The organism is Couchioplanes caeruleus (assembly GCF_003751945.1).
In the GTDB taxonomy this organism is placed as follows: domain Bacteria; phylum Actinomycetota; class Actinomycetes; order Mycobacteriales; family Micromonosporaceae; genus Actinoplanes; species Actinoplanes caeruleus.
This window is the reverse complement of sequence record NZ_RJKL01000001.1, coordinates 4,042,981-4,058,547: the sequence shown is the minus strand read 5'-3', so window position 1 is coordinate 4,058,547 and position 15,567 is coordinate 4,042,981. Positions and strand designations below refer to the sequence as shown.

Below are 15,567 nucleotides of genomic sequence, written 5' to 3'. Positions count from 1 at the left end.
TGATGGACTCATGGGCCGACGGCGGTGGCGGGCGGCGGCGTGGGGTGCGCTGACGGTGGTCGTCGTCGCGATTCTGGTGGCCGGCGGCGCGCGGCTCGGCGTCTGGCGCGCGCTCGCCGGCGACGACGCCGAGAAGCCGTGGGACTGGGTGGAGCGTCTCGGCTGGCTCACCGGGCTGCTGGGCCTACCGGTAACCGTCGTCCTCGGATTCCTGGCCCTGCGGCAGCACGGCGACCCCGGGGCGCCGGAGCGGTCCTCCTGGCGGCTGGTGCCGATGGCCCGCTGCCGTCCCGAGGAAGTCGGGGTGCACGCCGGGCGGCTGACCCCGTACGTGATCCGTGATCACGACCGCGACCTGCGCACGCGGCTGCGGGAGGCGGCCGCGACCGGCGGTCTCGTGGTCGTCGTCGGCGGCTCGTCCACAGGCAAGTCCCGCAGTCTGTACGAAGCCGTCCGGGAGCTGTTCGGCGACCGGCACCTGCTGCTCGCCGACGACGCGGAGGCGGTGCGCCGAGCCGGGCGCGCGCTGCCCGCTGGCGCGGTGGTGTGGCTCGACGACACCCCGTCGGTGCGGTTCCTCGGCGCCGGCGGCCTGAACCGCACGGACCTGCTGGCGCTCATGGGGGACGACCGGCGCGGCCGCCCGGTGGTGATCATCGTGGTCCTGTGGCCGGGGCCCTACCGGCAGATCGCCTCGGTGCCGCAGGCCGCGGAGCTCGACGGCGCCGCCGGCGACCCCTGGCGCGACGCGCGGCAGGTCCTCGGCTTGGCGGGGCACCGGGTGGTGCACGTGAGCGAGCACTTCAGCGCGGCCGAGCGGGCCCGGGCCCGGGAGGCGCTGCGCGGTCACGGCGATCCGCGGCTGGCGGACGCGCTCGACTCGCGGTACGGCGTGACCCAGCATCTGGCCGGCGCACCCGAGCTGATCAGTCACTGGGAACATGCGGCGACGCTGCAGCCGTACGCCGCGGCGGTCCTCACCGCGGCCGTGGACATCCGGCGGCTGGACGTCCGGGCCCCGCTGACCGGGGCGATGCTCCGCGCGGTCGCGCCGGCGTACCTGAGCGAGGACCATCTCGCGGAGGCTCCCGCCGACTGGTTCGACGTGGCGCTCGGCTATGCCACCCAGCGCCTGCGGGGCGGCATCCGTGCCCTGCATCCGCTGGCCGGCTCCGACATCGGCACGATCGCCGGCTACGAGCTGGCCGACTACCTGCACGACCACGGCGACGACGCGCGGTACTACACGATCGTGCCGCCGCCGGTCTGGGAGGTCTTGCCGAACCACCTGGCCGACCCCGAGGACATGGCCCGCCTCGCCGACGCCGCGCGCGACCGCGGGTTGTATCCGCTCGCCCGGATCCTCTATCGCCGGGCCGGCGCCCGCAGTGAGTACGCCGCCCGCGAGCTCGTGGATCTGGTCGAGGTCCAGGGCCGGGTGGAGGAGCTGAGGCAGCTCGCCGCGGGCGGCAACCGGTACGCGGCCGCACGGGTGGCGTGGCTCGACCGGCGCCGCCGGGAGACCGGCGAGGCGTTCGAGCGGATGGTGGACAACCCCGCTGTGGTCTTCACGGAGGAGGACCGCCGGGCGCTGGCCGAGATGCACCGCCACGAGCTGCGGCGGCTCGCCGACGCCGGCTACGAGCACGCCCAGATACTGGATGACCTCGTCCGGCACGGCCGCCGTGCCGAGGCCATCGCGTACGCGCGGCGGCTGTCCGACGCGGGGGACGGCTATGCCCGCGAGGAACTGGTCACCTTGCTGGCCGCGGAGCGGAGGACGGCCGAACTGCGCGAGCTGGCGGTGCGCGGAGACGGCTACGGCTGCCGCAGCTTCCTCGAGCTCGTCGACGCCGACCGGCGTGAGCACGAGGCCCGCCTGCTCGCCGCGGCGGGAAGCGAGTATGCGGGCTCCTGGCTGGTGGACCACCTGACCGCCCAGGGCCGCGAGAAGGACCTGCGGGTGCTGGCGAGCGAGGGTCACGTGTACGCCCGCCGCTGGCTGGTCGAGGCGCTGGCCGAGGAGGGCCGCGTCCGGGAGGCGCTGGCCGAGGCCACCCGGCTCGTGGCGGACGGTGACGAGTCGGCCGCCGCGATGGTCGCCGAGCTGCTCGCCGACCTGGGCCGGGAGGAGGAGCTTCAGGAGCAGATGCTCGCCGGGAACCCGTACGCGAGCGGCGAGCTGGCGGTGCTGCGGGCGCATCTCGGCCGCGAGGACGATCTGCGCGTGATGGCCCTGGCCGGCGACGGCGACGCCCGCTTCTGGCTGGCCGCGCTGCTGGCGTACCGGGGGCGGGAGGCCGAGTTGCGGGAGATGGCGGCGGCGGGCGACATCGAGGCGCGGACCAGCCTGGTCGGCATGCTGCTGGCGCAGGGGCGGCTGGACGACCTGCGCCGGATGGCGGCCGACGGCGACCGGGAGGCGGCGTACCTGCTCCGCAGCCGGGGGCACCGCGCCGCCTGACCACCCTGACAGAGGCCCGGCCGAGACCGGGCCTCCGGGTGATCAGGCCAGGCCGACCGTGTCCAGGATCCAGGCGATCACGAACGCCTCTTCCTTCCAGGAGTCGTAGCGGCCGCTGGGCCCGCCGTGGCCGGCGCCCATCTCGGTCTTGAGCAGGTACGAGCCGTCCGGCGCCGTCGCGCGCAGCCGGGCGATCCACTTGGCCGGCTCGTGGTAGAGCACGCGGGTGTCGTTGAGGCTGGTCACCGCCAGGATGGCCGGATACTTCACCTTCGCGACGTTCTCATAAGGGCTGTAGGCCTTCATGTACGAGTAGACGTCCGCGTTCTCCAGCGGATTGCCCCACTCCTCCCACTCCGTCACCGTCAGGGGCAGCGACGGGTCCAGGATGGAGGTGAGCGGGTCGACGAACGGCACCTGCGCCACGATGCCGGCGAACGCCTCCGGGGCCAGGTTGGCGACCGCACCCATCAGCAGCCCGCCCGCCGAACCGCCGCGGGCCACGATCCGATCCGGGCTCGTCCACGACGCCCGCACCAGGGACCGCGCGCAGGCCACGAAGTCGGTGAAGGTGTTCCGCTTGGACAGCAACTTGCCGTCCTCGTACCAGCGCCGGCCCATCTCGCCGCCGCCGCGGACGTGCGCGATCGCGTAGACCATGCCGCGGTCCAGCAGGGAGAGGCGGGCGATGGAGAAGTACGGGTCGATGCTGATCTCGTACGAGCCGTAGCCGTAGAGCAGCAGCGGCGCCGTGCCGTTGCGCGGGGTGCCCTTGCGCGCCACCACCGAGATCGGGATCTTCGTGCCGTCCTCGCCGACCGCCCACTCCCGGAACTGCTCGTACGCGTCCGGGTCGTAGCCGCCCAGCACCGGCTTGCGCTTGCGCAGCACCATCGCGCGGCTGATCAGGTCCACGTCGTACACCGAATCCGGCGTGATCATCGACGTGTAGGTGATCCGCACGATGTTGGTGTCGTACTCCGGGTTGCCGGAGAGCCCGACGCTGTAGAGCGGCTCGGGGAACGCCATGTCGTAGAAGTCGGTGCTGCCGTCGGCGATGACCCGCAGCCCGGTGAGCCCGTCGCGGCGCAGCGAGACGACGAGGTGGCGCTGGAACGCGTCGACGGACTCCAGCCGGATCCCCGGGGTGTGCGGGATCAGCTCCACCCAGTCCCCGGGGTTGTCCACCGACGTGTACGAGAGCGCGAAGTCCTCGGCGTTCTCGTTGTGCAGGATCAGGAACCGGTGCCCGTGGTGCTCGATCGAGTACTCGACGTTCTGGACCCGGTCGCGGATCACCGCCGGCTCGGCCGTGGGGCGGTCGGCCGCGATGACCCGTACCTCGGACGTGGTCTTGCTGTGGATGTCGATGACGATGAACTTCTCGCTGCGGCAGAGCTCGACGCCGACCCAGAACCGCTCGTCGGGCTCCTCGAAGACGATCACATCGTCCGTCGCGGGCTGCCCGACCACGTGCCGCCACACCCGGTGCGGCCGCCAGGCCTCGTCGACGGTGATGTAGAACAGCGTCGAGCCGTCCGCGGACCAGGCGCTGCCGTAGAAGGTGTCCGGGACCTCGTCGGCCAGCGTCTCGCCGGTGCGCAGGTCTTTGACCTTGAGCACGAAGCGCTCGTCGCCGTCGAAGTCCACGGAGTAGGCCAGCCGGCCGCCGTCCGGGGTGACGTCGAACGTGCCCAGCGCGAAGAAGTCCTTGCCCTCCGCGAGCTCGTTGCCGTCGAGCAGCACCTCCTCGCCCGGCAGCGGCGCGCCGTCACCCGTCGCGGGCGGGTCCACGTCGTCCGGGGCGGCCGCGACGCGGCACTGGATGCCGTACTGCCTGCCCTCGACCGTGCGCGTGTAATACCAGTAGCCGCCCTTGCGCTGCGGCACGGACAGATCCGTTTCCTGGGTGCGGCCCTTGATCTCTTCGAAGATCGTGCTCCGCAGGCCTCCGAGGTGTGCGGTGGCCCGCTGGGTCCAGGCGTTCTCCGCCTCCAGATAGGCGATCGTGTCCGGGTTCTCCTTCTCGGCGAGCCAGGCGAACTCGTCCGTGACGGTGTCGCCGTGGAACGTGCGCTCGGTCGGAACCTGGCGTACCGCGGGCGGGGTCGTGGGCATGTCGGTCGTCACGATTGTCCACGTTACCGGTGTGCAGGTCGCTGCCCCGGCCCCTGGGCTCATTAGAACATGTGTACGATGAACGAGGTGATGATCGCAGGGGTGACGGACGGCAGGGGAGAACGATGGGTATGGATCTGCCCGCCCGGGAGCCGCTGCTCCGGGCCCTGATCGACATCTGTGGCCCGGATTTCGCGCGGAGGGCACGCCGGTCCGACGCGGTGGCCGGACGCCCGGCCAGCTTCGTCGCGGTGCCGGCGACCGGCGACGCGGTCACGGACACCATGCGGCTGGCGGCCGACCGCGGCCTCGCGGTCGTCCCGCGCGGCGGCGGGTCCAAACTCGACTGGGGCAGCCCGCCTCCCGGCGTCGACCTGCTGCTCGACACCCGTCGCCTGGCAGGCATCCGGCACCACGACGTGGCGCTGATGACGGCCGAGATCAGCGCCGGCACGCCAGTCCGTGCGGCCCAGGCGGCCCTGGCCCTGCGCGGCCAGCGCCTGGCGGTCGACCCGCCCTCGCCGGCCGCGACCCTCGGCGGCATGCTCGCGCTCAACGAGACGGGCCCGCTGCGCCACCGCTTCGGCACGGCGGCCGACCAGGTCAACCACCTCACGTACACGACGAGAGACGGCCGGCAGCAGACGTCGGGCGGCTCGGGGCCAGCGGAGATCGACGGTGTGATCCTGTCGGCGCACGTGCGCCTGGAGCCCGTCCCGGCGGCCCGGCGCTGGGTGGCCGTGCCGGTGACCACCCCGCGCGACATCCACGACCTCGTCCGGGAAACGCTGACTCTGCGGCTGGCCCCGAGCGCGATCGAGATCGACCTTCCCGCGGCGCCGCAGCCCGGCGCGCTCGCGGTGCTGCTCGAGGGAGACCCGCCGGAGGTGGCAGATCGAGCGGCTCGCCTGCAGGGGGCGCTGGCTGCCCCGGCGGCACCCTCCCCGATGCCGCCGCTGTGGTGGGGCCGCTATCCGTTCGGCGGGTCGGACGTGGCGCTGCGCATCGAGGTCCCGACGGCGGATCTGCAGGCGGCGGTGTTCGCCCTGCGAGACGTGGCGGGCACGCCGGTGCCGGTGCGGGGCGCGGCAGGGCGAGGAGTGGTCCACGCGGCGCTGCCGGCGGCGCTGGGCTGGCAGCGCACGGAGCGCGTCCTGGACGCGCTCCGCGGAGTTCTCCTGGCCCGCGGCGGCCGCTGCATGGCGATCGCCGCCCCGCCGGAGATCAGCGCCGAACTCGACATGGCGAGCCGACAGGATCTCTTCTAGCCGAGGGGCTGCCCGCTCAGAGACGGCCGAGACGCTCGGCAGGCCGGTCGGGATGGTCCCAGGGGAGTCCCAGGGGGGCTGAGGAACTCGAGAGGAGGTCGGCGGCCATGTGGCGGCCGAGGTTCGCGAGCGTGCCCACCGCGTAGGACAAGTAGGCGAACTGGCCGATCTGCGTCACGTTCGTCAGAGCGAGCTGCTCGGCGGAGAGTCGTCGAGGCAGCAGCGGAGTGCCGGCCCCGAGCATGACCGGTGCGACGGCGAGGATGATCTCGTCCAGCAGCCCGGCATCGGCGAACTCGGCCACCAGGTCGCCGCCCCCGGCGAGCCAGACATTGCGGCCCTGGGCGGCCACCGTCATCGCCTCGTGGACGCGGCGCACATCCCCGCTGACCATGAAGATGTTGGCGTCCGGCACGAGGGGCAGCTCGCGGTGGGTGAAGACCCAGCAGGGCACGTCGCCGTACATGTCGTGCCAGTTCTCGGGCTCCTCGATGACGTTGTCGTTCGCCACCACCCACTCGTACGTCGTCGCCCCCATCGCGAACGCGCCGACGTTGGAGAAGAACGCCCCGAACGGATTGTCCGTCCCCTCATCGACCTCGAACAGCCAATCGAGCGAATTGCCCGAATCCGCGGTGAAGCCGTCGATGCTGGTCGCGGTGTAGTACTGAGTCTTCGCCACGACAAACACCATGCCATGACGCAGCCGACAAAAGGGTCGGATCGGCCCAGGACCACCGTCCGATCCAGGGCGGCCGCGGAACGGGTGCGGCGAGACGCTACCGTGCCCGCCGGGCCGGCCTTTCCTGCCCGTCGTACGGACAGGAGATGCGCATGACCAGCCGCAAGCAGTGGGTCCTCAGCGCCCTCGCCGTCCCCCTCGCGTTGTCGGCCGGCTATGTGCTCGCCGGCAACCGCCAGGCGCCGGTGCAGCAGAATCTCGATCGCCCGGCGACAACGCAGCAGAACCTCGGCACCCAGGCGGCGGCGCAGCGGAGAGTCGCCGCGCCGGGCAAGGTCGCCGAGTACCCGTCGATGACCGCGCTCCGCATGGTGGAGCAGAGCGGGACCGCCTACGACCTCAACTGGACGGTCACCCGCTCGCCGCTGATCGTGGTCGCACCCCACGGTGGCAACATCGAAGTGCGCACCAGCGAGATCGCCGCGGCGATCGCCGGCAATGACCACACCCAGTGCCAGTTCCGGGGCAAGCTGCCCGCCGGTCAGAACGCCCGGCTGCACGTCACCAGCGAGAACTGGGACGTCAAGGAGTGTCTGATCCTGATCGGTCAACGCACCCACGCCCTGTCGATCCACGGCACCGCCAAGGAGGGTAAGAAGGTCTACATCGGTGGCCGGGACACCACCACCGGTGCCGAGCTGGAGACCGCCCTTCGCACCGCCGGTTTCGACGTCGTGCGGCCCGCACCCGCCGACATCGGGGGCACGTCGCCCGACAACTTCGTCAACAAGGACGCCGACGGCGCGGGTGTCCAGTTCGAGCTGACGCGCGAGCTCCGCGACGAGCTTTTCCCCACGGAGGGCGGACCGATCTCGGCACGAGGGCAGAAGTTCGTCGACACTGTCCGCGGCGTCTACGCCCAGCCCTGAGGCGGCCTTCTCTCCGGCCATTGCCGGAGAGGGCCGAGGTGACCGCGGCCGGCACCGACCGGCGGAATCCGGACGAAGCCGGCGACTTGCGCCGACCGCGTCGTTCCGCCGGTGTTCACCGGGTCGGGGCGACCGCGTACGTCAGGTAGGCGAACGGTCCGTGCTGTTCCATCGAGGTCAGCGACAGGCGCGCCGAGGTCAGACGGCGTGGCAGGAGCGGCGCGCCGGCGCCCAGGGTCACCGGGGCCACGCCCAGGACGAGCTCGTCGAGCAGGCCGGCGTCGGCGAAGGCTCCGGCCAGCTCGCCGCCGCCGACCACCCATAGATTCTTGCCCTGTGCCGCCTCCGTCATGGCCTGGTGCACCGGGCGGACGTCGCCCTGGACGAAGGTGAGGTTGGCGCCGGGGATGCGGGGCAGGTCGCGGTGGGTGAAGACCCAGGCCGGGGTGTCGCCGTAGTAGTCCGCCCATTTGAGGGGCTGCTCGAGGAGGGCGTCGTGCTCGAGGATCCACTCGTAGGTCGTGGCGCCCATGGCGAAGGCGCCCACCTGGGCGAAGAAGGTCGCGAAGGGGTTGTCGTCGTCGCCGCCGTCGCCGACCTCGAACAGCCAGTCGAGGGAGTTGTGCTGGTCGGCGATGAAGCCGTCGATGCTCGTCGCGGTGTAGTACTGCGTCTTGGCCACGACGTCACCCTGCCACGGGGGTACGGCAACTTCAGGCGTCGTTGCGCAGCACCAGGATGGCGATGTCGTCGCGCGGTTCCTCGACCGAGAAATTGATCGTCGTGGAGCGCAGGCGGGCCGCCATCACGTCCGCGGGATAGCCGGCCAGGGGTGCCGCCGCGTCGCGCAGGCGTGCCGTGCCGAACAGTTCGCGGCCCCGGCGGCGTTCCGTCACGCCATCGGTGTAGAAGATCAGGGAGTCGCCCGCGTGCAGGCGTACGGCCGCGTCCGGGGAGGTGATGCTCTCCAGCAGGCCCAGGGCCGTGCCGCCCTCGCCCACGAACGACGTCTTGCCGTCCGCGCGGACCAGGACCGCGCGGTCGTGGCCGGCGAGATGCAGGCAGACGTCCAGCTCCGCGTCGTTGCGGGTCACCGAGGCCATGGCCAGGGTGCAGTAGCGTCCGCCGCCACGCTGGACCAGGGTGCGGTTGACCCGGTGGAGGACTTCCTTCATGGGCTTGCCGTCGTCGACCAGGATCCGGATGACGTCGCGGACCAGGCCCGTCACCGTCGCCGCCTGGACGCCCTTACCGGACACGTCGCCGACGACCACTATCCAGCCGCCGTCGGTGGGGACCACGTCGTAGAAGTCGCCGCCGACCTCCGAGCCGGTCGGTACGTACTCGGCCGCGAAGCCGACGCCGGGGACGTGCGGCAGGGCCGGGGGGAGCAGCGAGGCCTGCAGCGTACGGGCGACGCGGCGCCGCTCGTCGTGGATCCGCGCATTGTCGATGGCGAGCGCCGCCCGGCGGGCCACGTCCTCGAGGACGGCGACCTCGTCCACGTCGTGCCGGTGCCGCAGGTGGCGCCCGACCGCGAGGGTGCCGAGGCGCTGCCCCCGGGCGACCAGCGGCACCGCGAAGCCCTCCGACGGGTTGCCGAACATGACCTGCTGACCGAGCCGGGACGCCTCCTCCAGCCGGGCCAGGATCGAGTCGGGGCCGGTTTCGGAGAGGAAGCCGTACAGGTGGGAGACGGCCGATTCCTCGGCGTGCGTGGCCGCGGCGAGCTGGAGCCGCCCCCAGGTGTCGGTGGTGTGCACCGCGCACCACTGGCCCAGCCGGGGCACGACGAGCTGGGGGATCAGGGCCATGGTCAGGTTGACGTCCAGGGACTGGGCGAGCAGCTCGCTCGCCTCGGCCAGGAACGTGAGCCAGGTCTGCCGGCGCAGGTCGGTGCGGCGCAGCCGGTCGTTCTCGAGGTGCAGCGAGAGCCGTTCGGCGACGATCGCGGCCAGCGGCATCGCGTAGCCGTCGGGGGAGGAGTCCAGCTCCAGCTCACCCACGTACGGCCGCTGCACCGCGAGCGGCACCCGGATGGTCGCGGCGTCCGTACGCGGGGTCCGGCCGTGCCGGGCGAGGACCTGCCGGCCGGTGCCGTCGCCGCGGTCGAGCCGGAGCACCCCGCCGGTCGCGCCGGTGAGCCGGGCCAGCCGCGCCAGCAGGTCGGTGGCGAACTCGGCGAGCGCCTCCTCGGTCGGGCGCTCGGGGTCCGTCTGCAGCAGCGTGGTGAGCTCGCCGACGCTGGGAGCCGCATCTCCCTCGGTCACCGGCAGGGCGGTGGCCGGGGTCGCGCGGGTCTCGAGACGGAACCAGACGCCCTTGCCGGTGCCCTCGTGGACGGTGCCCCAGCGGCTCGCGAAGTGGTCCACGAGCAGGAGGCCCCGACCGCGCTCCGCAACCTCTCCGATGTCGGATTTGTCGTTGCGTGGGCCGACCGCGAGCTCCTCGACGGGACCGGGCGCGAAGTCGGTCACGGTCACGGTGAGCCCGCTCGGGTCGGCGGCGACCTCGATGTCGAGTTCGGTGCCGGCGTGCACGACGGCGTTGGTGGACAGCTCGGTGGTCAGCAGCAGCGCCTCATTGACCAGGCTGTCGAGCCCGGTCTCCTCGAGTACGGACCGCACCAGAGCGCGGGCGGCCGCCGGCGTACGCCGGTCGTTGGGCAGCCGGACACGGCGCACCAGCGCACCCGCCGCCCCTCCTTCCTCCACCGACACGCATGCATCCTCTCCTGTCGGTGGCGGTATGCACAAAGCCATCACTCGCAATGACCCGGCCGGGCGAGAGATGATGGAACGCCCCCAGACGGTGGACAGCGAGTGAGGACAGCATGACTGCGGCGAAAGAGGTCGGCGTCGGCGTGACCGACGAGACCGCCCTGCTCGGTGAGGTCGCCGACGCCCTGCGGCGGGTCCGCCGTGGTGATCTCAAGGTGCGCCTGGCCCGCCGGAGCGGGTCGTTCGGCGCACTCGTGGACGCATTCAACGAGGTCGTGTCGTTGCAGGAGCGGCAGAATCTCGACGTCCGGCGCATCAGTCGCACGGTGGGGCGCGAGGGGCGGCTGACCGATCGCCTCGACGAGGAGGGCCTCGACGGTGCCTGGGCCGACTCGGTGCGCTCGGTCAACTCGTTGATCGACGACCTGGCCCGGCCGACCACGGAGATCTCCCGGGTCATCGTCGCGGTTGCCGAGGGTGACCTCTCCCAGCACATGGCATTGGAGATGGACGGACGACCCCTGCGGGGTGAATTCCTGCGGATCGGCCGGACGGTGAACACGATGGTGGACCAGCTTTCGTCGTTCGCCAGCGAGGTGACGCGGGTGGCCCGTGAGGTGGGCACCGAGGGTGAGCTGGGCGGCCAGGCCGACGTCCGCGGCGTCGCCGGCACGTGGAAGGACCTCACCGATTCCGTCAATACGATGGCGTCCAACCTGACCCACCAGGTGCGGTCGATCTCGCAGGTCGCGACCGCGATGGCCCGCGGCGACCTGTCGCAGAAGATCACCGTGTCGGCCCGGGGCGAGGTCGCCGAGCTGGCCGACACGATGAACGGCGTGACGGACACGCTGCGGCTCTTCGCGGAGCAGGTGACCCGGGTGGCCCGCGAGGTGGGCACCGAGGGCAAGCTCGGCGGCCAGGCGGACGTGCCGAACGTGGCGGGCACCTGGAAGGACCTCACCGACTCGGTGAACTCCATGGCGTCCAACCTGACCAGTCAGGTCCGCAACATCGCCCAGGTCTCCACGGCGGTGGCCAAGGGCGACCTGTCCCAGAAGATCACGGTGGCCGCGCAGGGCGAGATCCTGGAGCTGAAGGACACCGTGAACACGATGGTGGACCAGCTCTCGTCGTTCGCCGACGAGGTGACGCGGGTGGCCCGCGAGGTCGGCACCGAGGGCCGGCTGGGCGGTCAGGCGCAGGTGCGCGGCGTCTCCGGCACCTGGCGGGATCTGACCGAGAACGTCAACCAGTTGGCGGCCAACCTCACCGACCAGGTCCGCAACATCTCGCAGGTGTCGACGGCGGTGGCCAAGGGCGATCTGTCGCAGAAGATCACGGTCGACGCCCGCGGCGAGATCGCGCAGCTCAAGAACACGATGAACACGATGGTCGACCAGCTCTCGTCGTTCGCCGACGAGGTCACCCGGGTGGCCCGCGAGGTCGGCTCGGAGGGCAAGCTCGGCGGCCAGGCGCAGGTCAAGGGCGTCTCCGGCACCTGGCGGGACCTGACCGACAACGTCAACTACATGGCGTCCAACCTGACCAGCCAGGTCCGCAACATCGCGTCCGTGACCACCGCGGTGGCCAAGGGCGATCTGTCGCAGAAGATCACCGTCGACGCCCGCGGCGAGATTCTCGAGCTGAAGTCGACGGTGAACACGATGGTGGATCAGCTCTCGTCGTTCGCCGACGAGGTGACGCGGGTGGCCCGCGAGGTCGGCACCGAGGGCAAGCTGGGTGGCCAGGCGCAGGTCCGCGGGGTGGCCGGCACCTGGCGGGACCTGACCGACAACGTCAACTCGATGGCGTCCAACCTGACCGCCCAGGTCCGCAACATCGCGCAGGTCTCGACCGCCGTCGCCCGCGGTGACCTGTCGCAGAAGATCACCGTCGACGCTCAGGGCGAGATTCTCGAGCTGAAGTCGACGGTGAACACGATGGTGGATCAGCTCTCGTCGTTCGCCGACGAGGTGACGCGGGTGGCCCGCGAGGTCGGCTCGGAGGGCAAGCTGGGTGGCCAGGCGCAGGTGCGCGGGGTGGCCGGCACCTGGCGGGACCTGACCGACAACGTCAACTACATGGCGTCCAACCTGACCGCCCAGGTTCGCAACATCGCCTCGGTGACGACGGCGGTGGCCAAGGGCGATCTGTCGCAGAAGATCACCGTCGACGCCCGCGGCGAGATCCTGGAGCTGAAGTCGACGGTCAACACGATGGTGGATCAGCTCTCGTCGTTCGCCAACGAGGTCACCCGGGTCGGCCGTGAGGTCGGCATCGAGGGCAAGCTCGGCGGTCAGGCCCAGGTCAAGGGCGTCTCGGGTACGTGGCGCGACCTCACCGACAACGTGAACCAGCTCGCCTCCACGCTGACCACCCAGCTCCGCGCGATCGCCGAGGTCTCCACCTCGGTGACCCGCGGCGACCTCACGCAGAGCGTCACCGTCGAGGCCCAGGGCGAGGTCGCGGAGCTCAAGGACAACATCAACCAGATGATCGTGACCCTGCGGGAGACCACCAAGACGAACGCCGAGCAGGGCTGGCTGGACTCCAACCTGGCCCGGATCGGCGGCCTGCTGCAGGGCCAGCGCGACCTGGGCGAGGTCTGCCGCATGATCATGACCGAGGTGACCCCGCTGGTCGACGCCCAGCTCGGCGCGTTCTTCCTTGTCGACAACGAGGAAGCGGTGATGCGGCTGCGGCTCGCGGCGTCGTACGGCTACGTCGCCCGCAACCACGAGGTGACGTTCGGCCCGGGCGAGGGACTCGTCGGGCAGGCGGCGGTGTCGCGCCGGACCATCCGCGTGCGCGCCACCCACGACGGCGTGCTGACCATGCGGTCCGGCCTGATGTCGATGCCACCGAGCGACCTCGTCGTGCTTCCGGTGCTGTTCGAGGGCGAGATGCTCGGCGTCATCGAGTTCGCATCGGTTGCCGCGTTCAGCGGGCTGCACCTGACCTTCCTCGAGCGCCTGGTCGCCACGATCGGCATCGCGCTCAACACCATCCAGGCCAACCGGCGTACGGAGGAACTGCTCGCCCAGTCGCAGCGGCTGGCGCGCGAGATGCAGGACCAGTCGGCCGAGCTCCAGCGCACCAACGCCGAGCTGGAGGACAAGGCGCAGTTGCTCAGCGAGCAGAAGGGCAACATCGAGACGAAGAACCGGGAGATCGAGCTGGCCCGGCTGGGGCTGGAGGAGAAGGCCCAGCAGCTCTCCCGGGCCTCGGCGTACAAGACGGAGTTCCTGGCGAACATGAGCCACGAGCTGCGGACACCGCTCAACTCCCTGCTGTTGCTCGCCCGCCTGCTGGCCGAGAACTCCGAGAAGAACCTGACGGAGAAGCAGATCGAGTTCGCCCGGACGATCCACAGCGCCGGCTCCGACCTGCTGTCGCTGATCGACGACATCCTCGACCTGAGCAAGATCGAGGCGGGCCGGATGGACGTCGACCCCGACGAGGTCGACTTCGAGGAGGTCCGTAGCTACGTCGAGCAGGCGTTCCGCCCGCAGACCGACGAGAAGGGCCTGGAGTTCCGGGTCGACGTCTCGCCGGAGCTGCCGCAGTCGATCGTCACGGACGCCCAGCGCCTCCAGCAGATCCTGCGCAACCTGCTCTCCAACGCGGTCAAGTTCACCGACACCGGCTCGGTCACATTGAGCATCTTCCCGGCGCCGCCGGACAGCGAGTTCGACATCCCGTCGCTGGCCGCCGCGGACCGGGTCGTGGCCCTCGCGGTGACCGACACCGGCATCGGCATCTCGGACGAGAAGCTCAGCCTCATCTTCGAGGCGTTCCAGCAGGCGGACGGCACGACCAGCCGCAAGTACGGCGGCACCGGCCTGGGCCTGTCCATCAGCCGCGAGTTCGCCGCCCTGCTCGGGGGCACGATCGTGGTCTCCTCGGTGCCGGGGGAGGGTTCCACGTTCACCCTCTACATGCCGGACGCGCTGGTTCCCGACAAGTTCCAGGTGACGGTGCCGCCACTACCGGTGGAGGCGGTGGTGCCGGCCCGGGCCGTGCTGCCGCCGCTGGACGTACCGCTGCTGGCATCCCAGCCGGGCGCGGACCATACGGTGACCCCGGCGAGCCGGCAGCTCGACGGCGCCACGGTGCTCATCGTCGACGACGATGTCCGCAACGTGTTCGCCTTGACCAGCGCGCTGGAGATGCACGGGCTCAACGTCCTCTACTCGGACAACGGCGTCGACGGGGTGCGGCTGCTCGCGGAACATCCCGAGGTGGACATCGTGCTGATGGACGCGATGATGCCGGACCAGGACGGGTACGAGACGACCCGGGGGATCCGCCGGAACCAGCGCTTCCGGGATCTGCCGGTAGTGTTCCTCACGGCGAAGGCGATGCCCGGCGACCGAGAGTCGGCGCTGGCGGCGGGGGCGAGTGACTACATCACCAAGCCCGTCGACCTGGACCGGCTCATCGAGCTGATGGCCCGATGGGTGAACGCGTCCGACCGCTCCGGGACGGAGAGTGAACGTGGCTGACCGCGCGAAGGCCCTTCTGGTCGACGACCGCCGTGACAACCTGCTCGCTCTGGAGGCGATACTCCAGGGCCTGCCCGTGCAGGCGGTTGCGGTGGAGAGCGGCGAGGCAGCGCTCAAGCAGCTCCTCGTCGACGACTTCGCGGTCATCCTGCTGGACGCCCAGATGCCCAACATGGACGGCTTCGAGACGGCGAGCCACATCAAGCGCCGGGAGCGCACCAGGCACGTCCCGATCCTGTTCCTGACCGCGGCGGACCGTGACGCACAGCTCGCGTTGCGTGGCTATGCGGTCGGTGCCGTGGACTACCTGACCAAGCCGTTCGACCCCTGGGTCCTGCGCGCCAAGGTCTCCATCTTCGTCGAGCTCTGGACCAAGACCCAGCAGCTCAAGGCCCAGGCCGACACCGTGCGCGAACGCGACGCCCAGTGGCAGCGGCTGACGGATCTGGTGGACGAGGCGGCGCGGAAGCTGCGCGCCGGCGGCGGCGACGCGCCGGCCGAGGCGCTGGAACTGCTCGAGAAGGCCCGCTGGGGAAACTGACGCCTCAGGCGGTCGACGAGATCATCAGGGCGGACCGCAGGCCCGTGATGTCCAGTACGCGCATCAGGAAGTCGCCGACGTTGGTGAGGGCCAGGACGGCCCGGGCGTGCTGGGCCTTGCGGCTGAGCACCACCAGCGTGCCGAGGCCCTGGGAGTCGCAGAACGTCACGCCCGCCATGTCGAGCTCGATGCGGGCCGGCGGCTCCTGTAGGACCTCGTTCACCATCGCCGACAGCCGCGCCACGGTCAGCACGTCGATCTCCCCGGCAAGGTGGAAAACCACCTCGTCGGGGGCGCGCTCAACGGCGATGGACAGCTCCGGTCGCTCCACCCCGCC

At 71.1% G+C, this 15,567-nt stretch carries 10 protein-coding genes; 5 read left to right on the top strand and 5 right to left on the bottom strand.

Going from position 1 to position 15,567, the window contains the following annotated elements:
* The first annotated feature begins 10 nt into the window (after window positions 1-10).
* Window positions 11-2,464: a hypothetical protein gene (locus EDD30_RS18035; RefSeq protein ID WP_071803621.1), complete on the top strand. Its 2,454-nt coding sequence runs from the start codon at window positions 11-13 to the stop codon at window positions 2,462-2,464.
* Window positions 2,465-2,506: 42 nt separating this feature from the next.
* On the opposite strand, the gene EDD30_RS18030 is transcribed toward EDD30_RS18035, so the two are convergent.
* Entirely contained in the window at window positions 2,507-4,582 is a 2,076-nt protein-coding gene (locus EDD30_RS18030) for a S9 family peptidase (RefSeq protein WP_394328216.1), read from the bottom strand.
* Window positions 4,583-4,707: 125 nt separating this feature from the next.
* Here EDD30_RS18030 and EDD30_RS18025 point away from each other — a divergent pair, with 125 nt between their 5' ends.
* Window positions 4,708-5,850 (top strand): FAD-binding oxidoreductase, encoded by a 1,143-nt coding sequence (locus tag EDD30_RS18025; RefSeq protein ID WP_244945298.1) that lies wholly within the window; start codon window positions 4,708-4,710, stop codon window positions 5,848-5,850.
* A gap of 16 nt (window positions 5,851-5,866) precedes the next feature.
* Here the strand turns inward: EDD30_RS18025 and EDD30_RS18020 are convergent, their stop codons facing one another.
* Complete coding sequence (locus EDD30_RS18020) at window positions 5,867-6,544, bottom strand: dihydrofolate reductase family protein (RefSeq protein ID WP_084556160.1); 678 nt, start codon at window positions 6,542-6,544, stop codon at window positions 5,867-5,869.
* Between the two features lie 140 nt (window positions 6,545-6,684).
* Here EDD30_RS18020 and EDD30_RS18015 point away from each other — a divergent pair, with 140 nt between their 5' ends.
* On the top strand, window positions 6,685-7,461 hold the full coding sequence (locus EDD30_RS18015; protein WP_071803619.1) for a poly-gamma-glutamate hydrolase family protein: 777 nt from the start codon (window positions 6,685-6,687) through the stop codon (window positions 7,459-7,461).
* Between the two features lie 115 nt (window positions 7,462-7,576).
* Here EDD30_RS18015 and EDD30_RS18010 read toward each other — a convergent pair whose 3' ends face one another.
* Together EDD30_RS18010 and EDD30_RS18005 are read right to left on the bottom strand one after the other, a co-directional pair.
* Entirely contained in the window at window positions 7,577-8,143 is a 567-nt protein-coding gene (locus tag EDD30_RS18010) for a dihydrofolate reductase family protein (RefSeq protein ID WP_071803618.1), read from the bottom strand.
* 31 nt (window positions 8,144-8,174) lie between these two features.
* On the bottom strand, window positions 8,175-10,181 hold the full coding sequence (locus EDD30_RS18005) for a SpoIIE family protein phosphatase (RefSeq protein ID WP_071803617.1): 2,007 nt from the start codon (window positions 10,179-10,181) through the stop codon (window positions 8,175-8,177).
* Between the two features lie 113 nt (window positions 10,182-10,294).
* Here EDD30_RS18005 and EDD30_RS18000 point away from each other — a divergent pair, with 113 nt between their 5' ends.
* Together EDD30_RS18000 and EDD30_RS17995 are read left to right on the top strand one after the other, a co-directional pair.
* Complete coding sequence (locus tag EDD30_RS18000; protein ID WP_071803616.1) at window positions 10,295-14,689, top strand: HAMP domain-containing protein; 4,395 nt, start codon at window positions 10,295-10,297, stop codon at window positions 14,687-14,689.
* Window positions 14,682-15,230 (top strand): response regulator, encoded by a 549-nt coding sequence (locus EDD30_RS17995; protein ID WP_071803615.1) that lies wholly within the window; start codon window positions 14,682-14,684, stop codon window positions 15,228-15,230. The genes EDD30_RS18000 and EDD30_RS17995 overlap by 8 nt, the downstream gene beginning before the upstream one ends.
* A gap of 4 nt (window positions 15,231-15,234) precedes the next feature.
* Here the strand turns inward: EDD30_RS17995 and EDD30_RS17990 are convergent, their stop codons facing one another.
* Window positions 15,235-15,561, bottom strand: coding sequence for an STAS domain-containing protein (locus EDD30_RS17990; RefSeq protein ID WP_071803614.1), 327 nt, complete (start codon window positions 15,559-15,561; stop codon window positions 15,235-15,237).
* Between the last annotated feature and the right edge of the window lie 6 nt (window positions 15,562-15,567).